Source organism: Burkholderia savannae, assembly GCF_001524445.2.
GTDB classification, from domain to species: Bacteria; Pseudomonadota; Gammaproteobacteria; order Burkholderiales; family Burkholderiaceae; genus Burkholderia; species Burkholderia savannae.
This window is the reverse complement of sequence record NZ_CP013417.1, coordinates 1,677,607-1,702,385: the sequence shown is the minus strand read 5'-3', so window position 1 is coordinate 1,702,385 and position 24,779 is coordinate 1,677,607. Positions and strand designations below refer to the sequence as shown.

Here is a 24,779-nt window from a genome sequence, read left to right as displayed (position 1 = left end):
ATGAATCCCGTTTCCCTCTTTTGCATCGTCACGGGCGTGATGCTGAACGCCTGCGCGCAGCTGCTGCTGAAGGCCGGCGTGCGCGCCGTTGGACACTTCGAATTCACCCGTGCGAACATTGTGCCGATCGGCTTCAAGATCGCGACCCAATTGCCGATCGTCGGCGGCCTCGGCTGCTACGTGCTCTCCGTGGTGGTGTGGATCGTCGGGCTGTCGCGGGTCGACGTGTCGGTCGCGTATCCGATGCTCTCGCTCGGCTACGTCGTCAACGCGTTCGCCGCGTGGTATCTGTTCGGCGAGGTGCTGTCGGTGCAGCGCCTCGTGGGCATCGGCATCATCCTGATCGGCGTGTTCGTGCTCGCGCGCAGCTGACTCGCCCGCACGCGGCTGATGCGCATGATGCACATCGGGCGCACCGACAAAAAGTGACGCACCCGTTTCGCCAGCCGGTGTTAAATGCGCGTGTCGGGCGGCGCCCGAATCCTTTCACACGACAACGAGCGAAGCTTACATGAGCCAGACTTCCGTTCCTTTCCTGCCGTTCGTCAAACCCGAGATCGACGAGGAAACCATCCAGGGCGTTTCCGACGTGCTGCGCTCCGGCTGGATCACGACCGGCCCGCAGTGCCAGCGCTTCGAGGCCGCGCTGTCCGAATTCTGCGGCGGGCGCCCGGTGCGCGTGTTCAACTCGGGCACGGCGACGCTCGAGATCGGCCTGCGGATCGCGGGCGTAGGCCCCGGCGACGAAGTGATCACGACGCCCGCGTCATGGGTCGCGACGAGCAACGTGATCCTCGAGACGGGCGCGACGCCCGTGTTCGTCGACATCGATCCCGCGACGCGCAACCTCGATCTCGACCTCGTCGAAAAGGCGATCACGCCGCGCACGAAGGCGATCATCCCGGTGTATCTCGCGGGCCTGCCCGTCGACATGGACCGCCTCTACGCGATCGCGCGCGCGCACGCGCTGCGCGTGATCGAGGACGCCGCGCAGGCGCTCGGCTCGACCTGGCGCGGCCAGCGCATCGGCGCGATCGGCGACATCGTGTCGTTCAGCTTCCATCCGAACAAGAACATCACGTCGATCGAAGGCGGCGCGCTCGTGCTCAACGACGAAGCCGAGGCGACGCTCGCGCAGAAGTACCGGCTGCAGGGGATCACGCGCACGGGCCTGGACGGCATGGACTGCGACGTGCTCGGCGGCAAGTACAATCTGACCGACGTCGCCGCGCGCGTCGGCTGGGGCCAGCTCGCGCACCTCGAACGCTTCAACGCGACGCGGCGCACGCTCGCGCGCCGCTACTTCGACGCGTTCGCGGGGGGCGCTGCGCTCGCGCTCGGCGTCGGGCTGCCCGTCGCGGACTTCGAGAACGGCAACTGGCACATGTTCCAGATCACGCTGCCGCTCGAGAAGCTGTCGATCTCGCGCGGCGAGTTCATGGAGCAGTTGAAGCAGCGCGGCATCGGCTCGGGCGTCCACTACCCGGCCATTCATCTTTTCACGCTGTACCGCGCGCGCGGCTTTACGGAGGGCATGTTCCCCCACGCGGAGCGCTTCGGCGCGTCGACCGTCACGCTGCCGCTCTTCACGCAGATGAGCGCAGAGGACGTGCAACGGGTCGTCGACGCCGTCAACCAGATTTGCGAACAATACGGAAAATAAGCGGACATGAGTCACCCTGAAACACGCGCGACGAATCCTGAAGTTTCGATCGTCATCCCCGTGTACAACGAGGAAGCCGGGCTCGCTGCGCTCTTCGCGCGGCTCTACCCGGCGCTCGACGCGCTCGGCACGTCGTACGAAGTGATCCTCGTCAACGACGGCAGCCGCGACCGCTCGGCTGCCCTCCTCGCCGACCAGTTCCGCGTGCGTCCGGACACGACGCGCGTCGTGCTCCTGAACGGCAACTACGGCCAGCACATGGCGATCCTCGCCGGCTTCGAGCAGTCGCGCGGCGACATCGTCATCACGCTCGACGCCGACTTGCAGAACCCGCCCGAGGAAATCGGCAAGCTGATCGCGAAGATGCGCGAGGGCTACGACTACGTCGGCTCGATCCGGCTGCAGCGCCAGGACAGCCTGTTCCGCCGCAAGGCGTCGGCCGCGATGAACCGGCTGCGCGAGCGCATCACGCGCATCAAGATGACCGACCAGGGCTGCATGCTGCGCGCATACGGCCGCCACATCATCGACACGATCAACCGCTGCGGCGAGGTGAACACGTTCATCCCCGCGCTCGCGTACACGTTCGCGCAGAACCCGACCGAGATCGAGGTCGCGCATGAAGAGCGCTTCGCGGGCGAATCGAAATACTCGCTGTACAGCCTCATCCGCCTGAACTTCGATCTCGTAACGGGCTTCTCCGTCGTGCCGCTGCAATGGCTGTCGTTCATCGGCGTGATCCTGTCGCTCGGCTCGGCCGGGCTCTTCGTGCTGCTCGTCGTGCGGCGCTTCATCGTCGGCGCGGAAGTGCAAGGCGTGTTCACGCTCTTCGCGATTACGTTCTTCCTGCTCGGCGTGATCATTTTCGCGCTCGGCCTGCTCGGCGAATACATCGGACGAATCTATCAGCAGGTCCGCGCGCGGCCGCGCTACCTGATCCACACCGTGCTCGAGGCGCGCGACGGCAAGCCCGGCGTCACGCTCGCCGCCGAGCGCCGCGAGGCCGCGCGATGAAACCGCGCGCCGTCGTCTTCGCGTATCACAACGTCGGCGTGCGCTGCCTGCAGGTGCTGCTCGCGCGCGGCGTCGACGTCGCGCTCGTCGTCACGCACGAAGACAATCCGACCGAGAACATCTGGTTCGGCAGCGTCGCGTCGGTCGCGGCCGAGCACGGCATCGCGTGCATCACGCCCGCCGATCCGACGAGCGCCGACGTGCGCGCGGCGGTTGCGAGCGCGAAGCCCGAGTTCATCTTCTCGTTCTATTACCGGCACATGCTGCCCGTCGATCTGCTCGCGCTCGCCGCGCGCGGCGCGTACAACATGCACGGGTCGCTGCTGCCGAAGTACCGCGGCCGCGTGCCGACGAACTGGGCGGTGCTCAACGGCGAGACCGAAACCGGCGCGACGCTGCACGAGATGGCCGCGAAACCCGACGCGGGCGCGATCGTCGGCCAGACCGCCGTGCCGATCCTGCCCGACGACACCGCCGCGCAAGTGTTCGACAAGGTCACGGTCGCGGCCGAGCAGACGCTCTGGCGCGTGCTGCCCGCGCTGATCGCGGGCGAAGCGCCGCACCTGCCGAACGATCTGTCGCAAGGCAGCTACTACGGCGGACGCAAGCCCGAGGACGGCCGCATCGATTGGTCGCAGCCGGCCGCGAACGTGTACAACCTGATCCGCGCGGTCGCGCCGCCGTATCCGGGCGCGTTCACCGATCTCGACGGCGCGCGCTTCGTGATCGCGCGCGCGCGGCGCTCGGCGCCCGGCTCGGCCGCCGCGCGCGCGGCCGTCGATTTGCCGCCGGGCCTGCACGTAAGCGATAATGCGCTGTTCGGCGTTTGCGGCGACAGCCGCGCTGTCTCCATTCTCGAACTGCGCCGGCAGCACGACGGCGGCGAGACCGCGGTTTCCCCGGCGGAATTCGCGCAGTTCACTCATTCTTCCCGTCATTCATGAAAGCTAAAAAAGTCCTGATCCTGGGTGTAAACGGCTTCATCGGCCATCACCTGTCGAAGCGCATTCTTGAAACCACCGATTGGGAAGTGTTCGGCATGGACATGCAGACCGATCGGCTCGGCGATCTCGTCAAGCACGAGCGGATGCATTTCTTCGAAGGCGACATCACGATCAACAAGGAGTGGGTCGAGTATCACGTGAAGAAGTGCGACGTGATCCTGCCGCTCGTCGCGATCGCGACGCCCGCCACCTACGTGAAGCAGCCGCTGCGCGTGTTCGAGCTCGACTTCGAGGCGAACCTGCCGATCGTGCGTTCGGCCGTGAAGTACGGCAAGCACCTCGTGTTTCCGTCGACCTCCGAGGTGTACGGCATGTGCGCGGACGAGCAGTTCGACCCGGACGCGTCCGCCCTCACCTACGGCCCGATCAACAAGCCGCGCTGGATCTACGCATGCTCGAAGCAGCTGATGGACCGCGTGATCTGGGGCTACGGGATGGAAGGCCTGAACTTCACGCTGTTCCGCCCGTTCAACTGGATCGGCCCGGGCCTCGACTCGATCTACACGCCGAAGGAAGGCAGCTCGCGCGTCGTCACGCAGTTCCTCGGCCATATCGTGCGCGGCGAGAACATCAGCCTCGTCGACGGCGGCTCGCAGAAGCGCGCGTTCACGTATGTCGACGACGGCATCAGCGCGCTGATGAAGATCATCGAGAATCCGAACGGCGTCGCCACGGGCAAGATCTACAACATCGGGAATCCGAACAATAACTTCTCGGTGCGCGAACTGGCGAACAAGATGCTCGAGCTCGCGGCGGAATTCCCCGAGTACGCGGATTCGGCCAAGCGCGTGAAGCTCGTCGAGACGACGTCGGGCGCGTACTACGGCAACGGTTATCAAGATGTGCAGAATCGCGTGCCGAAGATCGAGAACACGATGCAGGAACTCGGCTGGGCGCCGCAGTTCACGTTCGACGACGCGCTGCGCCACATCTTCGAGGCGTACCGCGGCCACGTCGCCGACGCGCGCGCGCTCGTCGAGCAGCAGGGCTGAAGAGGGGCACCGCCGCTTGGCTCGCATCGTCCTCAAGATCGACGTCGACACGCTGCGCGGCACGCGCGAAGGCGTGCCGAATCTCGCGCGCATCTTCGATCGCTTCGCCGCGCGCGCGACGTTCCTCTTCAGTCTCGGCCCCGACCACACCGGCTGGGCGATGCGCCGCGTGCTGCGGCCGGGCTTTCTGAAGAAGGTGTCGCGCACGTCGGTCGTCGAGCATTACGGCGTCAAGCAGTTGCTGTACGGCGTGCTGCTGCCCGGCCCCGACATCGGCCGCCGCGCGACGGCCGACATGCGCGCGATCCACGAAGCCGGCTTCGAATGCGGAATCCACACGTGGGATCACGTGTACTGGCAGGACAACGTTCGCCAGCGTCCGCGCGACTGGACCGTACGCGAGATGAACAAGAGCCGCGAGCGCTTCGTCGAGATCTTCGGCGCGCCGCCCGTCACGCACGGCGCGGCGGGCTGGCAAATGAACGACGCGGCGTTCGAGCAGATCGACGCGTGGGGCATGCGCTACGCGTCGGACGGGCGCGGCCACTCGCCGTATCTGCCCGTCGTCGAAGGCAGGACGCTCGCGCACGTGCAGCTGCCGACGACGCTGCCGACGCTCGACGAGATCCTCGGCGTCGACGGCATCGACACCGGCAACGTCGCCGCGCACCTGCTCAAGCACACCGAGCGTAATCCGCACGACCAGGTATTCACGCTGCACGCGGAGCTCGAAGGGCAGAAGCTCGCGCCCGTGTTCGAGCAACTGCTCGCGGGCTGGCGCGCGCAAGGCCACACGTTCGCGACGATGGGCGATTACTACGCGACGCTGGACCGCGCCGCGCTGCCATCGTACCCTGTCGCGTGGGGCGAAATTCCCGGCCGCTCCGGCGAACTGATCGTCCAGCCCGACTGAACGAGACGCCGCTCGCCGGCTTCTCGTCTCGCCTCATCACGCGCGGCCCGCCGTCCGCGCTCGTTCATAACAACAGGAGAAACACGTGTCCGTCGAAGTCGACCGTCAAGTTCCCGATTTCACAGCGCCTGCCACGGGCGGCGAGTTTTCGCTGTCGGGCGTCAAGGGCAAGAAGCTCGTGCTGTACTTCTATCCGAAGGACAACACCCCCGGCTGCACCACCGAGGGCCTGCAGTTCCGCGACCTGTATCCGAAGTTCAAGAAGGCCGGTGCGGAAATCGTCGGCGTGTCGCGCGACAGCCTGCGCTCGCACGAGAACTTCAAGGCGAAGCTCGAACTGCCGTTCCCGCTGATTTCGGACCCCGACGAAACGCTCTGCACGCTGTTCGGCGTCATGAAATTGAAGAAAATGTATGGCAAGGAAGTACGTGGAATCGAGCGCTCGACGTTCGTCATTGACGGCGAAGGCGTGCTGCGTCACGCATGGCGCGGCGTGAAGGTGCCGGGCCACGTCGACGAGGTGCTGAGTGCTGTACAAGCGCTTTGAGGCGCGCTATATTGGGCCGCAATGAATGCCTGTCCGACCCATTTTTCTCGTAGCTGCGCCGGTGGTCGAAACGATGCGTCCACGCATCTGACGCGCAGCACGACGGTTAGAGCCGAGCCGCTTGCCCCTGTTCGGGGGAGCGGCTTTTTTTATGGTTTTCGGGTCGGCCGATCCGCGCCGGCCGTCCAACGCGTCAAGGAGACGATCGAAATCTAGGCGAACCGGCGATTCGAACCCCATGTGCGCCACTGCGCGCAAACTGCACGCGCGAAGCGTCGCAGGATGCGAACGGCGGCGCACGCCTGCGACACGATTCCTCCCGAGGGACACCATGCCTTTGCCTACTCCCCCCAGCAAGCTCGGCAGCCTGCTGCCGCCCGACGAATACAAGGCGAAAGCGCGGCCTGCGAAAGCCGCGAAGCAATCCGCCTCCGGGGGCCCCGCTCACGCGGTCGCGGCCGAATACGGCCCGGCGAACGTAGCCGATCCGATGGTCGTTGCCGCCAACACCGCTGCGCCGCTGCGCGCGGTCGCGCCGGCCGAAGCCGCGAGCGCCGCCGCGCCGCGCGCGCGCAAGACGAAGCAGACGGCCGCGCTGCTGCAGCCGGTGCCCGCGGCCCCCGCCGCGCCGGCGGCACGCTCGCCGAAGGCCGACGCGGCGAGGCCCGCGGCGACCGCGGCCGCCGCGCCGAGCGCGACGGCGAAAGCGCGCGGACGCAAGGCCGCCGAAACCGAGATGCAAAAGCTCTTCGTGCTCGACACGAACGTGCTGATGCACGATCCGAGCAGCCTCTTCCGCTTCGAGGAGCACGACGTCTATCTGCCGATGATGACGCTCGAGGAACTCGACAATCACAAGAAGGGCATGTCGGAAGTCGCGCGCAACGCACGCCAGGTGAGCCGCACGCTCGACGCGCTCGTCGCCGACGCGGGCCCGATCTCGGCCGGCATTGCGCTCGCGCGCCTCGGCAGCCGCGAGGCGCTCGGGCGCCTCTACTTCCAGACGACGCTCACGAGCATCGAGCCCGTCGAGGGCCTGCCGCAAGGCAAGGCCGACAACCAGATCCTCGGCGTCGTGCGAGCGCTGCAGCGCGAGCGGCCGGATCGTCAGGTCGTGCTGGTGTCGAAAGACATCAACATGCGCATCAAGGCGCACGCGCTCGGCCTGCCCGCCGAAGACTACTTCAACGACCAAGTCCTCGAAGACAAGGATCTCCTCTACACCGGCGTGCGCGAACTGGCGCAAGACTTCTGGACGAAGCACGCGAAGGGCATGGAGAGCTGGCAGGATACGAAGACGGGCACCACGTATTACCGCGTGACGGGCCCGCTCGTCGCGTCGATGCTCGTCAACGAGTTCGTCTATCTCGAGCCGCAGAACGGCGAGCCCGCGTTTCACGCGCTCGTGCGCGAACTGAACGGCAAGACGGCGCTCTTGCAGACGCTGCGCGACTACAGCCACCACAAGAACAACGTGTGGGGCATCACCGCGCGCAACCGCGAGCAGAATTTCGCGCTGAACCTGCTGATGAACCCCGAGATCGACTTCGTCACGCTGCTCGGCCAGGCCGGCACCGGCAAGACGCTCGTCGCGCTCGCGGCGGGCTTGGCGCAGGTGCTCGACGACAAGCGCTACAACGAGATCATCGTCACGCGGGCGACCGTGCCCGTCGGCGAGGACATCGGCTTTCTGCCCGGCACCGAGGAAGAGAAGATGCAGCCGTGGATGGGCGCATTCGACGACAACCTCGAGGTGCTGCAGAAGACCGACGACGCGGCCGGCGAATGGGGCCGCGCGGCGACGCAGGAGCTGATCCGTTCGCGCCTGAAGGTGAAGAGCATGAACTTCATGCGCGGCCGCACGTTCGTCGACAAGTACGTGATCATCGACGAGGCGCAGAACCTGACGCCGAAGCAGATGAAGACGCTCGTCACCCGCGCGGGCCCGGGCACGAAGATCATCTGCCTCGGCAACATCGCGCAGATCGACACGCCGTACCTGACGGAAGGCAGCTCGGGCCTCACGTACGTCGTCGACCGCTTCAAGGGCTGGGGGCACAGCGGCCACGTGACGCTCGCGCGCGGCGAGCGCTCGCGGCTTGCCGACTACGCGTCCGACATCCTGTAACCGCACGCCGACCACCGCGCCGAGCGGCGCTCGGCACGAAGCGGCGCCTGATTCGTCAGGCGCCGCTTTTTCATTTCGGGGGTCGAATCATCTGCGAGCGAACGTCCGTCTCGAACAACATTTACACGCGCAACTTCAAGTGATTTCTCAAGAATTCTTGCGAAAGCCCCGCCGGACGCACTACTATCGCGATTAACCGTTGTCATACGATTGGCGAGCGCAGCGCGCTCGCCCGCCTCTCATGTTGCGTCTTTCGCTGTCCGTTCTCGTGATCTCGCTGCTCGCGGCCTGCTCGAGCGCGCCGCAAAAATCGGCGCGCTCGTCGTCCGGCATGGCGATCACCACACCGCGCGCGTACGCGCCGCCGCGCGGCTTCCCGAATTTCGTCGACCACAGCGTCGGCCGCGAGGAAATCTCGATCCAGGCGATGAGCCTCGTCGGCGTCCCGTACCGCTGGGGCGGCAACACGCCCGACAGCGGCTTCGACTGCAGCGGCCTCGTGCGCTACGTCGTCGACCGCGCGGCGAGCGTCAACCTGCCCCGCACGACGGCCGACATGAGCTCGGCCGGCGAATCGATCGAGCCGGACGGCATCGCGCCCGGCGATCTGATCTTCTTCAACACGTCGGGCCGGCCGCATTCGCACGTCGGCATCTACGTCGGCAAGCTGCGCTTCGTGAACGCGCCGTCGACGGGCGGCACCGTGCGGCTCGATTACTTGACGAATCCGTATTGGGCGAAACGCTTCGACGGCATCCGGCGCGTCGCCGAGCCGAAAGCCAAGCCGGCGCCGTTCGATGCGCCGACCTACCAGGCGAGCCGGCAGCCGGACGCCGCGCCGCGTGCGGCAGCGGAGGCTCAGCCGGCCTATGCGGCCTACGCAGCCGCGCAACCGGCCGCGCGGGCAGCGGCGCCGAGCGCGTCGCCCGCTTACGCGGCGAACGCGGCCGCGCAGCCCTCGGCGCGCAACGCCTCTTCCGGCGCCGCGCCCATCTATGCGGCGACGGCGAATGCATCCTCGCAGAACGCCGCGCCCGCAACCGCAACCGCAACCGCAACCGCGCCCGCGCCCGCCGCATCGGGCTTCTTGCCGGCGCGCACAGCGCCTGCCGCAACCGCATCCGCCGATCCGTACGAGCCGCCGCCGCCCGCGATATCCGCCGCGCAGCGGCAGGCGCAGGCCGCGGGCGCGACATCGCCCGCGATCGCCTCGGCCGACGCGGGCGCAGCGCCGGTATCCGCCGCGCCGCCGCCCGCGGCCGGCGGCGCGGCGACCGTCGCCGGCACGCCGCCGCCCGATCCGATCGACGCCGCCGCGGACGCGTTCGAGCCGCCGCCGCCAACCGCGCGCGCGGCGGCCCGCCAGGCGCAGCTCGCCGCTCCCGGCAACGTGCAGATCCTGCGCGCGTCGACGGCGCCCGGCGCCGCAAGCGTCGCGCCGGCCGGCACGAGCGACGATCCGATCGCGCGCTTCGCGAACGGCGGCTACTGAGACAAGCCGCTCCTGGCCAACCGGGCGGCCGCGCCCGCCCGCCCATGCGAGCGTCCGAATCGAATTCGAAATCCCCCGCGCGCAGTCGATCACCGCGGGCGCGAGCCGCTGTTCGGCGTCGGCGAGCGTCGAGCGGCGCGACGATGTGCACCGACGCGACCGGCCGCCGCTCGCCGTCGAGCACGGGCGCCGCGATCGCGCCCACGTCGGTGATCGTGTATTGCGTGTGCGCGACCGCGCGCGCTCGCCTCGAGCAGCGCATGCGCGCCGCCCTCGGGCAACGCGCTCAGCGCGCGCTGCCGTTCGCCGCGACGCCCGTCAGGCCGATTCCGCTGCATGCGCTGCAGCGCCTGTACATCAGCGCGGGCGTCGCGCGGTACGCGCTGCTCGATGCGCTGTCGTAACGGCGTCGATCGCGCGGCCCGCTCGCGAAACGCGCGCCAAAGACAATGCGCCGCAGCCTTCCGGCATGCGGCGCATTGTCGTTCTCGGCGAATCTCGGGAAATCTCGACGAAGCTCGGCGAATTTCGTCGACAATCCGCGCGGCCGGCGGGGTCAGGACGTCAGAACACGCGGTGCCCGATCCACCACCCGGCCGCCGCGATCAGCGCCGACGCGGGAATGGTCAGCACCCACGCCCATACGATGTTGCCGGCGACGCCCCAGCGCACGGCCGACAGCTTGCGCGTCGCGCCGACGCCGACGATCGCGCCCGTGATCGTGTGCGTGGTCGATACCGGAATGCCCATCCACGACGCGACGAACAGCGTCACCGCGCCGCCCGTCTCCGCGCAGAAGCCGCCGACCGGCTTGAGCTTCGTGATCTTCTGGCCCATCGTGCGGACGATCCGCCAGCCGCCGAACAGCGTGCCGAGGCCCATCGACAGGTAGCACGCGCCGATCACCCACACGGGCGGCGCATCGGCCGCGACCGATGCGTAGCCGGACGCGATCAGCAGCATCCAGATGATGCCGATCGTCTTCTGCGCGTCGTTGCCGCCGTGGCCGAGGCTGTAGAGGCTCGCGGACAACAGCTGCAGCCGCCTGAAGCGCCGGTCGACCTTGCTCGGCGCGGTCCTGAAGTACAGCCACGACACGCCGAGCATGAACAGCGAGCCGAGGAGGAAGCCCAAGAGCGGCGAGATGAAGATGAACGCGACGGTTTTCATCAGCCCGTCGACGTTGAGCGATCCCCAGCCCGACTTCGACACCGCGGCGCCGACGAGCCCGCCGATCAGCGCGTGCGACGAGCTCGACGGAATCCCGTAGTACCACGTAATGACGTTCCAGCCGATCGCGCCGAAGAGCGCGCCGAACACGACGTAGTGATCGACGATGCTCGCGTCGATCGTGCCCTTGCCGACGGTCTGCGCGACCTTCAGATGAAAGATGAAATACGCGATGACGTTGAATGCCGCCGCGAACACCACGGCCTGCTGGGGCTTGAGCACCCCGGTCGACACGACGGTCGCGATCGAGTTCGCGGCGTCGTGGAAGCCGTTCATGAAATCGAACACGAGTGCGACGAGCACGAGCGCCGCGACGGCCCACAAGGCGAGTTGTATCGAATGCATCGTGGTCCGCTCAGGCGTTTTCCAGCACGATGCCTTCGATGATGTTCGCGACATCCTCGCACTTGTCGGTGATCTCCTCGAGCAGCTCGTAGATCGCCTTCAGCTTGATGAGCGTCTTGACATCGTCCTCCTCGCGGAAGAGCTTCGACATCGCCGCGCGCAGCACGCGGTCCGCCTCCGACTCCCAGCGGTCGATCTCCTCGCACGCCTTCAGGATCTGGTTCGATTGCTTCATGTCCGACAGCAGCGCGACGGCCGCCTGCACGTGCTGCGCCGACTGCGTGACGATGTGCGCGAGCTGGCTCGCCTCCGACGTGACCGAGCGCACGTCGTACAGCGACACGGCGGTCGCGACGTCCTCCATCAGGTCGAGGATGTCGTCCATCGTCGTGATCAGCTTGTGGATTTCGTCGCGGTCGAGCGGCGTGATGAACGTCTTGTGCAGCAGATCGATCGCTTCGTGCGTCAGCTTGTCGGCCGCCTTCTCGGCCGATTGCACGTTCTGCTTGTGAATCTCGGCGTCCGCGAGATTGTCGATCAGAAGTTCGAGCTCGCGTCCGCCAGAGACGATGTAATTCGCGTGCGCGTTGAAGATTTCGAAGAACTTGCCCTCGGTGGGCATGAATCGACCGAACATGGGATTCCTGAAAAATGGTCAAACGGCGGTCACAAAAACCGGCGACATTGTACTGTTTAACAGTTGCCAGCCAAGCGCCCGAATGCGACGGCGGCGACGAGATACAACGTTTTGCGAAATAGGGGTTTACATCCGGCGCTACTCGCCGTAGAAGTTTTGCGCCCCTGCAAAATTGTCGAATTTCGTGTATTGACCCAGGAACGTGAGCCGAACAGGGCCGATCGGGCCGTTACGCTGCTTACCGATGATGATCTCGGCGGTGCCCTTGTCGGGGCTGTCCGGGTTGTACACTTCGTCGCGGTAGATGAACAGGATCACGTCCGCGTCCTGCTCGATTGCGCCCGATTCCCGCAAGTCCGACATCACCGGCCGCTTGTTCGGCCGCTGCTCGAGGCCGCGATTGAGCTGCGACAGCGCGATCACCGGCACGTCGAGCTCTTTCGCGAGGCTCTTCAGCGAACGGGAGATTTCCGAGATTTCGGTCGCGCGGTTCTCGCCCTGCGACGAGCCCGTCATCAGCTGCAGGTAGTCGACGATGATGAGCCCGAGCTTGCCGCACTGGCGCGCGAGACGCCGCGCGCGCGAGCGCAGCTCCATCGGATTCAGGCCGCCCGACTCGTCGATGAAGAGCTGCGCCTCGCTCATCTTCTGCACCGCGTGCGTGAGCTTCGGCCAATCCTCGTCGGTCAGGCGCCCGGTCCGCATCCGGTGCTGGTCGAGCCGGCCGACCGAGCCGAGCATCCGCATCACGAGCTGCGTGCCCGGCATTTCCATCGAGAACACCGCGACGGGCAAACCGTACTCGACGGCGACGTATTCGCCGATGTTCATCGAAAACGCCGTCTTACCCATCGACGGGCGGCCGGCGACGATGATCAGCTCGCCGCCGTGCATGCCGGACGTCATCCGGTCCAGATCGACGAAGCCCGTCGGCGTGCCCGTCACGTCGCTCGGATTCGCCGTGTGATAAAGGGTGTCGATCCGCTCGACGACCTGCGTGAGAAGCGGCCCGATCTCGAGGAAGCCCTGCGTGCCGCGCGCGCCGTCCTCGGCGATCGAGAACACCTTCGATTCGGCCTCGTCGAGCAGCTGGCGGACTTCCTTGCCCTGCGGATTGAACGCGTCGGCCGAGATTTCGTCGGCGACCGACACGAGCCGGCGCAGCACCGCGCGATCGCGGACGATTTCGGCGTAGCGGCGGATGTTCGCGGCGCTCGGCGTGTTCTGCGCGAGCGCGTTCAGGTACGCGAGCCCGCCCACGTCCTCCGCCTTGCCCGACGTCGTGAGCGCCTCGTAGACGGTGACGACGTCGGCCGGGCGCGTCGCCGCGATGAGCCGGCCGATGTGCTCGAAGATGATGCGGTGGTCGTACCGGTAGAAATCGCCCTGCGACAGGAAGTCGGCGATCCGGTCCCAGGCGCCGTTGTCGAGCAGCAGGCCGCCCAGCACGGACTGCTCGGCCTCGATCGAGTGAGGCGGGACTTTCAGCGATTCGATTTGGGGGTCTTTCGGCGCATTCATGGCTTCGGATTATCGCGAAATGGGCGCGGCTTCGCCAGCCGGCGTCGAAGACGCCGAGAAACAGACGCCGAGAAACGAAAAAAGGCAGGAACCGGTTGCCCGGGCCCCTGCCCTTCATGTCGGGCGACGTGCGCCGCCCGCATAGACTGCATGTCGTGCTTACGCGTGGTCGCCGATCACGTTGATCGTGACGTCGACGACGACGTCGGTGTGCAGCGCGACTTGCACGCCGTGCTCGCCGATCATCTTCAGCGGGCCTTCCGGCATGCGCACTTGCGCCTTCTCGACGTCGTAGCCTGCCTTCTTCAGCAGTTCGGCGACGTCGCCGTTCGTCACCGAGCCGAACAGACGGCCGTCGACGCCCGACTTCTGCGTGATCTGGAACGACTGACCGCCCAGCTTTTCGCCGACCGCTTGCGCGGCGGCCAGCTTCTCGGCGGCGACCTTTTCGAGTTCCGCGCGGCGGACTTCGAATTCAGCGATCGCGTCCTTCGTCGCGCGGCGCGCCTTGCGGTTCGGGATCAGGAAGTTGCGAGCGTAACCGTCCTTGACCTTGACGATATCGCCGAGGTTGCCCAGATTGGCGACTTTTTCCAACAGAATGATTTGCATTCGAATTCTCCTTATTGCGTCGCCTGATTACGCCTTGTGCTGATCGGTGTACGGCAGCAGCGCGAGGAAACGCGCGCGCTTGATCGCCGTGTCGAGCTGGCGCTGATAGTGGGCCTTCGTGCCCGTCAGGCGCGCCGGCGTGATCTTGCCGTTCTCGCCGATGAAGTCCTTCAGCGTTTCCGTGTCCTTGTAGTCGATCTGCTCGACGCCGGCTGCCGTGAAGCGGCAGAACTTCTTACGCTTGAAGAGCGGGTTTTGCTGCTGACGACGCTTGTCGAATTTCTTACCAGTGGGGCGGGCCATGTTCAGTCCTTTCCAATGTCCTGCAATGCTGTGATGTGAAACACCAGGGTTCTCGCGTTGCGGCTCTTCTTCGCCAGGAAGCCGGTGAAGAGCGTCTCGACGCCCATCTCGCAGCCTTCCAGCTTGCCGCTCGCCTCGCCTGCCGCCACGGCCGGGATCGTCAATTCGACCTGCCGGGCGATGCCTGCTTCGACGACTTCGGCGCGATGCTGCAACGTGGCGCTTGCGATCGGAACGCCGGCGGGGGTGTACCGCACCGGTTCACGCTCGACGACGCTCGCCGTCAATTGCAGCCTGTTCACGAAAGCGCCGCGCTCCTTTCCCTGATGGCTTGATGCGTTAAGCCTGCGCTTCGGTCGGCTGAGCGGCAGCCGCCTTCTTGGCTTCTTCGCGCTGAACTTCCTTCATCATCGGCGACGGGCCGGTTTCGGCCTTCTTCATCTTGACGATGAGGTGGCGCAGCACGGCGTCGTTGAACTTGAACGCGTGTTCGAGTTCGTCGAGCGTCGTCTGGTCGCACTCGATGTTCATGCAGACGTAGTGAGCCTTCGCGAGTTTCTCGATCATGTAGGCCAGTTGGCGGCGGCCCCAGTCTTCGACGCGGTGGATCTGACCGCCGTGCGACGTGATCGTGGTCTTGTAACGCTCGATCATCGCGGGCACTTGCTCGCTCTGATCGGGGTGCACGATGAAGACGATTTCGTAATGACGCATACACACTCCTTGTGGATAGAAGCCACCCGGGCGTCTGAACCGGTGTGGCAAGTGAGAAGCCGGAGAGTTTAACCCGGATATGGGTCGCATGCAAGGTTCATGCATGCGCCGCCGCGCGATTCGGCCGTGTTTTCAACGACTTGAGCGGCCAAGCGGCTCGGCGCGCGCACAGCGTCGATGCGCCGACGCAACGGCCGGTGCGGGAGCAGCCGTCGCGGTGATGGGGTCGCATCTCCTCAGGCGCCGTCACTCGGTTCGCGGCGCGGCGACGCGCGCGCTCAGCGCCATCCTGAACGCCGCGAGCGCGGACGGCTCCGCGTCGCTCACCGCCCACCACGTCATGCCGGCCGCGTTCCAGCGGTCGAGCGCGTAACCCTGCGACTCGGTCGCGTACGGCGCCGCCCCGCCCTCGCCCGACGGCCGCACGTAGACGTCGATCACGTGCTGCCGGTAGCGGTAGACGAGCACCGCGACGCGGCGCTGCCCGACATAGTCGAGCCGGCCGCCCGCGAGCGCGAAACCGCTCGCGCTCAGGTCGACGACGGGCGGCGCGTAGTCGAGGCGGCCGTTGAACCACGGCTTGACCGTATGGCGGTCAGTCGAGATCACGTCGATGTCCCGCGACGACAGGCCGGCCCGCACGTGGCTCGCGACGATTTCGTCGACGGTGCGCTCCGTCGCCGCGCGACGCGCGTCGAGCGCGAGGCCGGCCGCCGCGGCAAGCGCGATCGCCAATGCGACGCCCCAGCCGAGGCCGGGCAGCGTCGCGGCGCGCGGCCGCGGCCGGCCGATCGCCGGGCCGGCGGGCATGCCGTGCGGGCCCGGTCGCGCGAACCAGCGATGCGCGCCCGGGCCGCGCGGGCTGCCGCCGGGCGTCGGCAGGTCCGCGACAGGCGCCTCCGCTGCCGGCGCGCGTGCAACGGGCGCCTGCGCCATCGGCAATCCCGCGACGATGCGCTCGCGCAGCGCGTCCGACGCGCGATGATATTGCGCCTGCCGCACGATCCGGCGAAGCGCGACGAGCCGATCGCGCTCGAGACGGCACGCCCCGCAGCCGCCCACGTGCTGCTCGAGCCGCCACGCATCGGATGCGCAAAGCTCGCGATCGACGTCCGCGCCGAGCAGCGCACGCGTTTCGTTACAGTCCATCGATGGCCTCCGATGCCGTTCCGGACGTCGGCGCACCGCCCTCGCCATTACCCTCGCCATTACCCTCGCCATTACCCTCGCCATTCGCCGCGCGATCGCCCGGGCGCGCCTGCGCGCCGACCGCGCGCGGCGCGGACGCATCGCCGCGCGCGCCGCCGCCGAGCGTCGCCGCCAGCCGCCGCCGCGCCCGCGCGAGCCGCGACATCACGGTGCCGATCGGCACGTCCGCGATCGCCGCGATCTCGCGATAGCTCAGATCCTCCATTTCGCGCAGCACGAGCACCTCGCGATACTCGGGCGGCAGTTTCGCGAGCGCGGCGTTCACGCGGTGCGCGTCCTCGCTGCGCACGAGGAGCGCGAGCGGATCTTCGGCCGCGGGATGCCAATCGTCCGGCGAACCGGCGGCGTCGAGCCCGTCGAGCGCGGCGACTTCGTGCGCGTTCACCCGCCGCCGCCATTCGGTGTACCAGGCGTGGCGCACGATCATCAGCAGCCACGGCCGCGCGTTGTCGCCGCGGCACGAATCGAGAAAGCGCAACGCGCGCATGCACGCCTCCTGCACGACGTCCTCCGCGTCGCTCGCGTTGCCGCACAGCCAGCGCGCGAGGTTGTACGCGGCGTCCAGATGCGGCAGCGCGAGCGCGCGAAACCGCTCGCTACGCGCCGCCGCGTCGCCCACATCGTCCGCGTCGCCCGCGTCGCGCTTGTCGCTCGCATCGCGCTCGTCGACCATCCGGCCGAATTGACCCACGTCGCCTCCCCGGGATGCGCGGCCCGCCCGCCGGCCGCTCGCGTCCGGCGCACGCCGCCGACGACGACGGCACGCACGCGGCTCTAGCATCGTTACCGCCCACCGATCCAGTTTATTCCCGCGATTCGCGCCCGGAGACGAAAAATAATCCGGGAATATTCGTGGCGCGGCCGCGGTATCGCATGCACCACACCCTCATCTGCGAAGGAGCCGCCATGCCGAATCCCACCCTGTCCCTGAAGCGGCGCGATTTCCTGCGCCTCGCCGCCTGCGGAGGCGGCGTCGCGTTCGCGTCCGCGCTGCCCGGCTGGAGCCTCGCCGCGAACGCCGGCGCCGATTTCTTCTTCGTCCAGCTCTCCGATGCGCACTGGGGCTTCACCGGCCCCGCGATCAACCCGGACGCGCGCGGCACGCTGCCGAAGGCGATCGAAGCCGTCAACGCGCTGCCCGTCGCGCCCGACTTCGTGATGTTCACGGGCGACCTCACTCACACGACCGACGACCCAGCCGAGCGCCGCGAGCGGATGCGGCAGTTCCAAGCGATCGTCGCGCAGCTCAAGGTGAAACCGCTCCACCTGATGCCGGGCGAGCACGACGCGAGCCTCGACGGCGGCGCCGCGTACCGCGAGATCTTCGGCGACACGCATTACGCGTTCGATCACAAGGGCGTGCATTTCGTCGTCGTCGACAACGTGTCGGACCCCGCCGGCCGCGTCGGCGACGCGCAGATCGAATGGCTCGCGCAGGATCTCGCGCGGCAGCCGAAAGACGCGCGCATCGTCGTGTTCACGCACCGGCCGCTCTTCGACCTCGCGCCGCAATGGGACTGGGCGACGCGCGACGGCGCGAAGGTCGTCGACGTGCTGATGCCCTATCCGAACGTCACCGTGTTCTACGGGCACATCCATCAGGAGCATCACGCGATGACGGGCCACATCGCGCACCACGCGGCGCGCTCGCTGATGTTCCCGCTGCCCGCGGCCGGCTCGCAGGACAAGCGCCTGCCGGTGCCGTGGGATGCCGCCGCGCCGTATCGCGGGCTCGGCTGGCGCGAAGTGCGCGTCGGCGACGCGACGCACACGCCCGTGCTGACCGAAATGCCCGTCGTCGCGCAACAACCGCAACCGACCGTCTGAGGAGACTGCGATGCGCCATTTTTTCTTCGATCCGCGTGCGCTTCGCGGCCGGGCACGGGCAACGGCGCCGGTCGCGGCGCGCCGCCGCTGGCTCGTCGCCGCGGGCGGCGCGGCGCTTGCCGCGCTCGCGGGCGTCGACGCGTCGCGCTTGCGCGCCGCCGAGCCGCGCGTGATCAAGGTTCACGCGCGGCGCTTCGTGTTCACGCCGGACCGGATCGCGCTTGCGCCGCACGAATCGGTCGTGTTCGAGCTGACCGCGCAGGACACCGTGATGGGCTTCTCGATTCCGCAATACGGCGTGCGTGCGGACGTGCCGCCGGGCGCGGTCGTGCATCTTGCCGCGCAGGCGGGCGGCCCGGGCACGGTCCAGTTCCTGTGCGACATCTTCTGCGGCTCCGGGCACGAGACGATGAACGGCGTGCTCGTCGTCGGGTAGCGCGAAGGTTGGCCGATTGATCGGCCGGCGGACTGGCGGACTGGCGGACTGGCGGACTGGCGGACTGGCGGACTGGCGGACTGGCGAACTGGCGGACTGGCGGACTGGCGGACTGGCGGACTGGCGGACTGGCGGACTGGCGGACTGGCGCCGCGCGCGAAAGAACGCGCGCGGCGCCGCGGCGCTCAGACGGCGCCTTCCCAGTACCCGGGTCGCGCATACGCGGCGCGCAGATAGTCGATGAAATAGCGGACCCGCGCCGGCACGTAGCGTTGCTGCGGATAGACGGCGAGGATGTCGTAGTCGGGCAGCGCGAATTCGTCGAGCACCGTTTCGAGCTCGCCGCGCGCGAGCTGCTGCGCGATCTCCCACGTCGAGCGCCAGCCGAGCCCGAGCCCTTCCGACACCCAGCGGTGCAGCAGCTCGCCGTCGTTGCAGTCGAGCGCGCCCGACACGCGCATCGTCACGAGCTTGCCGTTGCGCCGGAAGTACCAGCCGCGGTTCTGCCCGCCCTGCAGATTGAACGCGAGACAGTTGTGGCCCGCGAGATCGTCGAGCGTTTTCGGCCGGCCGTGCCGGCGCAGGTACTCGGGCGTCCCGCACACGACGCGCCGGTTCGACGCGAGCTTCACCGCGACGAAGTTCGGATCGACCGCGCCGCCGATCCGGATCGACAGGTCGTAGCCCTCGCGCACGAGATCGACGACGCGATCGGTCAGATTGAACGACATCTGCAAGTCGGGCTTGTCCGCGATGAACCCGGGCGCGAGCGGCGCGACGTGCTTGCGCCCGAACGCAGCGGGCGCCGACACGATCAGGTGCCCGCTCACCGCGCGGCGCCCGGCCGCCATCTCGTTTTCCGCCTGCGCCCATTCGGTGAGGAGCCCGCGGCAACGCTCGAGGAACGCGGCGCCGTCCTCGCTGACGACGAGCCGCCGCGTCGACCGGTACATCAGCTTCACGCCGAGGCGCTTCTCGAGCGCGTCGATGCGCCGCCCGAGCACGACGGGCGACACCCCTTCCTCGAGCGCGGCCGCCGCGAGGCTGCCCGCGTCGGCGACCCGCACGAAGGTCTCGATCTGCTTGAACCGGTCCATCCGCCGTCTCCTCACCGCCCCGCGCGGCCGCCCGCGCCCGGCATTCGATACTTTTAGTTTCGAAATAAGCGACTCGAGCGAATCTTATCAAACCTTTCCGGTGTCCCTAAAGTGTCTTCGACACCAGCGATACCCGCGATTCGCATCGAACTAGGAGACATTTCATGGCCAGGATGAGAGCCGTCGACGCCGCCGTGCTCGTGCTCGAGAAGGAAGGCGTGCAGACCGCGTTCGGCGTGCCGGGCGCCGCGATCAACCCGCTGTATTCGGCGCTGCGCCGCTCGGGCGCGATCGGGCACGTGCTCGCGCGGCACGTCGAAGGCGCGTCGCACATGGCGGAAGGCTACACGCGCGCCGCCCCCGGCAACATCGGCGTGTGCATCGGCACGTCGGGCCCCGCCGGCACCGACATGATCACGGGCCTCTATTGCGCATCGGCCGATTCGATCCCGATCCTCGCGATCACCGGCCAGGCGCCGCGCGCGCGGCTCTACAAGGAAGACTTCCAGGCGGTCGACATCGAATCGATCGCGAAGCCCGTCACGAAATGGGCGGTCACGGTGCGCGAGCCGGCGCTCGTGCCGCGCGTGTTCCAGCAGGCGTTCCATCTGATGCGCTCGGGCCGCCCGGGCCCCGTGCTGATCGATCTGCCGATCGACGTGCAGCTCGCCGAGATCGAGTTCGACATCGCCACCTACGAGCCCTTGCCCATCTACAAGCCGCGCGCGACGCGCGCGCAGATCGAGGCCGCGCTCGCGATGCTCGACGAAGCCGAGCGCCCGCTCATCGTGTCGGGCGGCGGCGTGATCAACGCGGCGGCCGAGCATCTGCTCGTCGAATTCGCGGAAACGCTCGGTGTGCCGGTGATCCCGACGCTGATGTCGTGGGGCGCGATCGCCGACGACCATCCGCTGATGGCGGGCATGGTCGGCCTGCAGACCTCGCACCGCTACGGCAACGCGACGCTGCTCGCGTCCGACTTCGTGCTCGGCATCGGCAACCGCTGGGCGAACCGCCACACGGGCAGCATCGACGTCTACACGAAGGGCCGCAAGTTCGTGCACGTCGACATCGAGCCGACGCAGATCGGCCGCGTGTTCGGCCCCGATCTCGGCATCGTGTCGGATGCGAAGGCGGCGCTCGAGCTGTTCGTCGACGTGGCGCGCGAATGGAAGGCCGCGGGCAAGCTGAAGGATCGCGGCGCGTGGGCCGCCGACTGCCGGCAACGCAAGCGCACGCTGCAGCGCAAGACGCATTTCGACGACGTGCCCGTGAAGCCGCAGCGCGTGTACGAAGAGATGAACAAGGCGTTCGGCCGCGACACGTGCTACGTGAGCACGATCGGGCTGTCGCAGATCGCGGCCGCGCAGTTCCTGCACGTGTACAAGGCGCGCAACTGGATCAACTGCGGCCAGGCGGGCCCGCTCGGCTGGACGATTCCCGCCGCGCTCGGCGTGCGCGCGGCCGATCCGCAGCGCCCGATCGTCGCGCTGTCGGGCGACTACGACTTCCAGTTCATGATCGAGGAGCTCGCGGTCGGCGCGCAGTTCAAGCTGCCGTACGTGCACGTCGTCGTGAACAACTCGTATCTCGGCCTCATTCGCCAGGCGCAGCGCGCGTTCGACATGGACTACTGCGTGCAGCTCGCGTTCGACAACATCAACGCGCCCGAGGTGAACGGCTATGGCGTCGATCACGTCGCCGTGGCCGAGGGGCTCGGCTGCAAGGCGCTGCGCGTGTTCAAGCCCGAGGAGATCGCGCCCGCGCTCGAGCGCGCGCGGCAGTTGACGGCCGAGTTCAGCGTGCCCGTCGTCGTCGAGGTGATGCTCGAGCGCGTGACGAACATTTCGATGGGCGCCGAGATCGACGCGATCAACGAGTTCGAGGATCTCGCGGAGAAGGCCGAGCATGCGCCGACCGCGATCTCGCTGCTCGACTGATGCGCATCGCGCTCGCCGCTTTACTTGTATGCCTGCTCGATTGGATTGGTCAGCATCGCTGATCAGTTCAGCTCGACCGATTCGACTTGCTCAACTGACCGACCAGCGAGACCACGAACATGCCGAAATTCGCAGCCAATCTGACGATGCTGTTCAACGAGGTGCCGTTTCTCGACCGTTTCGAGGCGGCGGCCGACGCGGGCTTTTCCGCCGTCGAGTTCCTGTTTCCTTATCCGTACGCAAAGGAGGAGCTTGCCGAGCGGCTCGAAGCGAACCGCCTGCGCCTCGTGCTGCACAACCTGCCCGCGGGCGACTGGGATCGGGGCGAGCGCGGAATCGCGTGCCTGCCCGATCGCGTCGGCGAATTCCAGGACGGCGTCGGCCGCGCGATCGACTATGCGCGCGCGCTGAAGGTGCCGCAGCTCAATTGCCTCGTCGGCATCGCGCCGGCGAGCGCAAAGCGCGACGCGACGCTCGCGACGATCGTCGAGAACCTGCGCTTCGCCGCCACCGAACTGAAGAAGGCCGGCATGCGCCTGCTCGTCGAGCCCTGCAATTCGTACGACCTCCCGGGCTTCGCGCTCAACCGCTGCGCCGAAACGCTCGACGTGATCCGCGCGGCCGGCGCCGACAACCTCTTCCTGCAATACGACATCTATCACATGCAGCGGATGGAGGGCGAGCTCGCGGCGACGATCGAAAAGCATCTCGGATCGATCGCGCACATCCAGCTCGCGGACAACCCGGGCCGTCACGAGCCCGGCACGGGCGAAATCAACTATTCGTTTCTGTTCGATCGGCTCGACGCGCTCGGCTACGACGGCTACGTCGGCTGCGAATACAAGCCGCGCACGACGACGGCGGAGGGCCTCGGCTGGCTGCAGCAGATCGCGCGCGTCGATGCGAAGCGCGCCGGCACCGGCATGTGATCCGGTGCGCACGCGAACGCATCCGCTCATCCGCTCATTAGGCATCCACATTAGGCATCCACGATTCACAGGACTCACGGGAGACATCGCAATGGCAACGATCGGCTTCATCGGCCTCGGCATCATGGGCGCGCACATGGCGCGCAACCTGCTCAAGGGCGGCCACCGCCTCGTCGTGAACGGCACGTATCCGGTGCCCGCCGATCTGCGCGAGCACGCGCAGGTCGCAGCGAATTCGACGGCCGTCGCGCAAGCGTCCGAGATCGTGATCTCGATGGTGCCCGACACGCCCGACGTGCGAAACGCGCTGTTCGCCGACGACGGCGTCGCGAAGGGGCTCGCGGCCGGCAAGCTCGTGATCGACATGAGCTCGATCTCGCCGCTCGACACGCGCGAGTTCGCCAAGGAGATCAACGCGCTCGGCTGCGACTATCTCGACGCGCCCGTGTCGGGCGGAGAAGTCGGCGCGCGCGACGCGACGCTCACGATCATGGTGGGCGGCCCGCAGCGCGCGTTCGAGCGCGCGAAGCCCCTCTTCGACCTGATGGGCAGGAACGTCTCGCTCATCGGCGACAACGGCGCGGGCCAGACCTGCAAGGTCGCGAATCAGATCATCGTCGCGCTGAACCTCGAGGCGGTCGCCGAGGCGCTCCTCTTCGCCGCGCGCTCGGGCGCCGATCCGGAGCGCGTGCGGCGCGCGCTGATGGGCGGTTTCGCGTCGTCGCGGATTCTCGAGCTGCACGGCGAGCGGATGACGAAGCGCACGTTCGAGCCGGGCTTCCGCATCGACCTGCATCGCAAGGACCTGAATCTCGCGCTCGACGGCGCGCGCCGGATGAACATCGCGCTGCCGCACACGGCGAGCGCGCAGCAGCTCTTCAGCGTATGCGCGGCCAACGGCGGCGGCGCATGGGATCACTCGGCGATCGTGCGCGCGCTCGAGATCATGTCGAACTTCGAGATCGGCGAGCCGCAAAGCGACAAGAAAGTCGCGTGAACGAATGCGACGGCGCGGCGCGGCGAATCGCGTCGGTGCGATGAAGCGGCTGCAAATCGGCGGCGCATCGGCGCATCGGCGAAGAGGAAAAGCGCAGCGCCGATGCGCGACGGCGCGAGCGCCGTAAGCGCAGATGCCCGCCGTTCGGCTCGCACGCGCGCCGCTCGAATCGGGCATCGGTCAACACACCGTTCGCGCGAGCGAACGCAGCGCCGCGATGTCGCCCGTGTCCTGCGCGACGGCGTCGCTTAACACGACAACGAGTCGTCCGCGTGACGCTCGATGCAATCGAACGCGATGCGCGCGCGGCGCATCGTCGATGGGGCGCCTCGCCGCGTGCGCGTTGCACGCGGCGAGGCAAACAAAGCCGCTTTCGGCTGAGAGCGGCAGGTGGGTCCGCAGCGGCACCCGGCGCCGACGGGGAAGCCTTGGTCGGTCAGACGTCGTCGTCGGGTGTCCGTCTGTCGGATTCGTCACAGCACGTATTACATTTCTTTACGTTCGCCGAAGCGATTTTTCATGCAATTTGCAACGCGAACGCCTACACTTTCGCGACGCCTTTCGAGAAGCGCCGCACCGCTTTCGCGCTTCTCGCGACTTCACGGCGCATCTTTTTTCAATCACCTGAAGGAGTGTTGCGATGGGTCTTCTTTCGTTCATCAAGGAAGCGGGTGAAAAGCTGCTCGGCAAGAGCGACGAGCAAGCCGCGAGCGATCCGGCCGCAGCCAATCAGACGGCCGGCGATGCGATCAAGAACTACATCTCCGCACAGGGCCTCGACACGTCGAACCTGACGGTCGCGTTCGACGGCGCGTCGCGCACCGTCACGCTGTCGGGCAGCGTCGCGGACCTCGATACGAAGGCGAAGGTCAAGGTGGCGGCGGGCAACGTGCAAGGCGTCGCGGGCGTGAACGACGACGACCTGCAACCGGACGATCCGCAAGTGCAGTACCACGACGTCGTCTCCGGCGACAATCTCTGGAAGATCGCCGAGAAGTACTACGGCGACGGCTCGAAGAACGACGCGATCTTCCAGGCGAACCGCCCGATGCTCTCGAGCCCCGACAGGATCTATCCGGGCCAGAAGCTCGTGATTCCGCCGCAGTCCTGAACGACGCGCGCAGCGGCGCATCATGTGAAAAAAGCGGACCCACGGGTCCGCTTTTCTTTTATGCGCCGACGCCGCCTGCGGCTCGATTCGACGCGATGCATTCGGACGCGAAGCGGCC

Annotated in this window: 26 protein-coding genes and 3 pseudogenes; 16 read left to right on the top strand and 13 right to left on the bottom strand. The window is 67.4% G+C overall.

Annotated features, from left to right (window positions below; genetic code table 11):
• From WS78_RS08625 to WS78_RS08595, 7 genes are all read left to right on the top strand, one after another.
• The gene (locus WS78_RS08625; RefSeq protein ID WP_038744551.1) at window positions 1-372 is read left to right on the top strand and encodes an SMR family transporter; all 372 of its coding nucleotides are present in this window, start codon (window positions 1-3) and stop codon (window positions 370-372) included.
• Window positions 373-511: 139 nt separating this feature from the next.
• Window positions 512-1,663: a DegT/DnrJ/EryC1/StrS family aminotransferase gene (locus tag WS78_RS08620; RefSeq protein ID WP_038744552.1), complete on the top strand. Its 1,152-nt coding sequence runs from the start codon at window positions 512-514 to the stop codon at window positions 1,661-1,663.
• A gap of 6 nt (window positions 1,664-1,669) precedes the next feature.
• The gene (locus WS78_RS08615; protein ID WP_038744553.1) at window positions 1,670-2,677 is read left to right on the top strand and encodes a glycosyltransferase; all 1,008 of its coding nucleotides are present in this window, start codon (window positions 1,670-1,672) and stop codon (window positions 2,675-2,677) included.
• Window positions 2,674-3,621 carry a formyltransferase gene (locus tag WS78_RS08610; protein WP_038744554.1) on the top strand — a complete coding sequence of 316 codons (948 nt, stop codon included), beginning with the start codon at window positions 2,674-2,676 and terminating at the stop codon, window positions 3,619-3,621. Before WS78_RS08615 ends, WS78_RS08610 begins: the two co-directional genes overlap by 4 nt.
• Window positions 3,618-4,673, top strand: a complete 1,056-nt coding sequence (locus WS78_RS08605) for a bifunctional UDP-4-keto-pentose/UDP-xylose synthase (RefSeq protein ID WP_052145008.1) — start codon at window positions 3,618-3,620, stop codon at window positions 4,671-4,673. Before WS78_RS08610 ends, WS78_RS08605 begins: the two co-directional genes overlap by 4 nt.
• A gap of 16 nt (window positions 4,674-4,689) precedes the next feature.
• A complete protein-coding gene (locus tag WS78_RS08600) occupies window positions 4,690-5,586 on the top strand; it encodes a polysaccharide deacetylase family protein (RefSeq protein ID WP_038744556.1) in 897 nt (298 codons plus the stop codon).
• An 85-nt stretch (window positions 5,587-5,671) separates the two neighbouring features.
• Window positions 5,672-6,133 (top strand): peroxiredoxin, encoded by a 462-nt coding sequence (locus tag WS78_RS08595; protein ID WP_038744558.1) that lies wholly within the window; start codon window positions 5,672-5,674, stop codon window positions 6,131-6,133.
• Window positions 6,134-6,326: 193 nt separating this feature from the next.
• Here WS78_RS08595 and WS78_RS08590 read toward each other — a convergent pair whose 3' ends face one another.
• A complete protein-coding gene (locus WS78_RS08590) occupies window positions 6,327-6,581 on the bottom strand; it encodes a hypothetical protein (protein ID WP_100185270.1) in 255 nt (84 codons plus the stop codon).
• On the opposite strand from WS78_RS08590, the gene WS78_RS08585 reads away from it, so the two are divergent.
• Both WS78_RS08585 and WS78_RS08580 read left to right on the top strand, forming a co-directional pair.
• Window positions 6,465-8,261 (top strand): PhoH family protein, encoded by a 1,797-nt coding sequence (locus tag WS78_RS08585; protein WP_038744560.1) that lies wholly within the window; start codon window positions 6,465-6,467, stop codon window positions 8,259-8,261. The two genes, WS78_RS08590 and WS78_RS08585, sit on opposite strands and share 117 nt — an antisense overlap.
• 241 nt (window positions 8,262-8,502) lie before the next feature.
• A complete protein-coding gene (locus WS78_RS08580) occupies window positions 8,503-9,753 on the top strand; it encodes a C40 family peptidase (RefSeq protein ID WP_059580787.1) in 1,251 nt (416 codons plus the stop codon).
• Between the two features lie 48 nt (window positions 9,754-9,801).
• Here the strand turns inward: WS78_RS08580 and WS78_RS37515 are convergent.
• A pseudogene (locus tag WS78_RS37515) lies at window positions 9,802-10,043 on the bottom strand (IclR family transcriptional regulator domain-containing protein); the annotation flags it as partial.
• Between WS78_RS37515 and WS78_RS08570 the strand changes: the two are divergent.
• Window positions 10,038-10,157: pseudogene (locus WS78_RS08570) on the top strand (FAD-dependent oxidoreductase); the annotation flags it as partial. The pseudogenes WS78_RS37515 and WS78_RS08570 overlap by 6 nt on opposite strands.
• 160 nt (window positions 10,158-10,317) lie before the next feature.
• Here WS78_RS08570 and WS78_RS08565 read toward each other — a convergent pair.
• The 10 genes and pseudogenes from WS78_RS08565 to WS78_RS08520 all read right to left on the bottom strand — a co-directional run bounded on the left by WS78_RS08565 (window position 10,318) and on the right by WS78_RS08520 (window position 17,015).
• Window positions 10,318-11,328, bottom strand: coding sequence for an inorganic phosphate transporter (locus WS78_RS08565; protein WP_038744565.1), 1,011 nt, complete (start codon window positions 11,326-11,328; stop codon window positions 10,318-10,320).
• Window positions 11,329-11,338: 10 nt separating this feature from the next.
• Complete coding sequence (locus WS78_RS08560; protein WP_038744567.1) at window positions 11,339-11,965, bottom strand: DUF47 domain-containing protein; 627 nt, start codon at window positions 11,963-11,965, stop codon at window positions 11,339-11,341.
• Window positions 11,966-12,103: 138 nt separating this feature from the next.
• Window positions 12,104-13,486 carry a replicative DNA helicase gene (locus WS78_RS08555; protein ID WP_038744568.1) on the bottom strand — a complete coding sequence of 461 codons (1,383 nt, stop codon included), beginning with the start codon at window positions 13,484-13,486 and terminating at the stop codon, window positions 12,104-12,106.
• A gap of 9 nt (window positions 13,487-13,495) precedes the next feature.
• A pseudogene (locus tag WS78_RS38180) lies at window positions 13,496-13,638 on the bottom strand (DNA helicase).
• A gap of 7 nt (window positions 13,639-13,645) precedes the next feature.
• Window positions 13,646-14,098 (bottom strand): 50S ribosomal protein L9, encoded by a 453-nt coding sequence (rplI, locus tag WS78_RS08545; protein ID WP_038744570.1) that lies wholly within the window; start codon window positions 14,096-14,098, stop codon window positions 13,646-13,648.
• A 27-nt stretch (window positions 14,099-14,125) separates the two neighbouring features.
• On the bottom strand, window positions 14,126-14,401 hold the full coding sequence (rpsR, locus tag WS78_RS08540; protein WP_004193360.1) for a 30S ribosomal protein S18: 276 nt from the start codon (window positions 14,399-14,401) through the stop codon (window positions 14,126-14,128).
• A 2-nt stretch (window positions 14,402-14,403) separates the two neighbouring features.
• Window positions 14,404-14,703 carry a primosomal replication protein N gene (priB, locus tag WS78_RS08535; protein ID WP_038744571.1) on the bottom strand — a complete coding sequence of 100 codons (300 nt, stop codon included), beginning with the start codon at window positions 14,701-14,703 and terminating at the stop codon, window positions 14,404-14,406.
• A 37-nt stretch (window positions 14,704-14,740) separates the two neighbouring features.
• Window positions 14,741-15,115 carry a 30S ribosomal protein S6 gene (gene rpsF / locus WS78_RS08530; RefSeq protein WP_006402295.1) on the bottom strand — a complete coding sequence of 125 codons (375 nt, stop codon included), beginning with the start codon at window positions 15,113-15,115 and terminating at the stop codon, window positions 14,741-14,743.
• Between the two features lie 246 nt (window positions 15,116-15,361).
• Window positions 15,362-16,264, bottom strand: a complete 903-nt coding sequence (locus WS78_RS08525; RefSeq protein WP_038744572.1) for an anti-sigma factor family protein — start codon at window positions 16,262-16,264, stop codon at window positions 15,362-15,364.
• Window positions 16,254-17,015, bottom strand: a complete 762-nt coding sequence (locus WS78_RS08520) for an RNA polymerase sigma factor (RefSeq protein ID WP_059580780.1) — start codon at window positions 17,013-17,015, stop codon at window positions 16,254-16,256. Before WS78_RS08520 ends, WS78_RS08525 begins: the two co-directional genes overlap by 11 nt.
• Window positions 17,016-17,230: 215 nt before the next feature.
• Here WS78_RS08520 and WS78_RS08515 point away from each other — a divergent pair, with 215 nt between their 5' ends.
• Complete coding sequence (locus WS78_RS08515; protein ID WP_059580776.1) at window positions 17,231-18,151, top strand: metallophosphoesterase family protein; 921 nt, start codon at window positions 17,231-17,233, stop codon at window positions 18,149-18,151.
• A 10-nt stretch (window positions 18,152-18,161) separates the two neighbouring features.
• The gene (locus WS78_RS08510) at window positions 18,162-18,587 is read left to right on the top strand and encodes a cupredoxin domain-containing protein (protein WP_038744576.1); all 426 of its coding nucleotides are present in this window, start codon (window positions 18,162-18,164) and stop codon (window positions 18,585-18,587) included.
• Between the two features lie 185 nt (window positions 18,588-18,772).
• Here WS78_RS08510 and WS78_RS08505 read toward each other — a convergent pair whose 3' ends face one another.
• Complete coding sequence (locus WS78_RS08505) at window positions 18,773-19,684, bottom strand: LysR family transcriptional regulator (protein WP_038744577.1); 912 nt, start codon at window positions 19,682-19,684, stop codon at window positions 18,773-18,775.
• Between the two features lie 164 nt (window positions 19,685-19,848).
• Here WS78_RS08505 and gcl point away from each other — a divergent pair, with 164 nt between their 5' ends.
• The 4 genes from gcl (at window position 19,849) to lysM (ending at window position 24,661) form a co-directional block, all read left to right on the top strand.
• Window positions 19,849-21,624: a glyoxylate carboligase gene (gene gcl, locus WS78_RS08500; protein WP_059580770.1), complete on the top strand. Its 1,776-nt coding sequence runs from the start codon at window positions 19,849-19,851 to the stop codon at window positions 21,622-21,624.
• A 119-nt stretch (window positions 21,625-21,743) separates the two neighbouring features.
• The gene (hyi, locus tag WS78_RS08495) at window positions 21,744-22,553 is read left to right on the top strand and encodes a hydroxypyruvate isomerase (protein WP_059580767.1); all 810 of its coding nucleotides are present in this window, start codon (window positions 21,744-21,746) and stop codon (window positions 22,551-22,553) included.
• A gap of 91 nt (window positions 22,554-22,644) precedes the next feature.
• Window positions 22,645-23,550 (top strand): 2-hydroxy-3-oxopropionate reductase, encoded by a 906-nt coding sequence (locus WS78_RS08490; RefSeq protein ID WP_059580763.1) that lies wholly within the window; start codon window positions 22,645-22,647, stop codon window positions 23,548-23,550.
• A 640-nt stretch (window positions 23,551-24,190) separates the two neighbouring features.
• The gene (lysM, locus tag WS78_RS08480; RefSeq protein ID WP_038744583.1) at window positions 24,191-24,661 is read left to right on the top strand and encodes a peptidoglycan-binding protein LysM; all 471 of its coding nucleotides are present in this window, start codon (window positions 24,191-24,193) and stop codon (window positions 24,659-24,661) included.
• The last annotated feature ends 118 nt before the right edge of the window (window positions 24,662-24,779 follow it).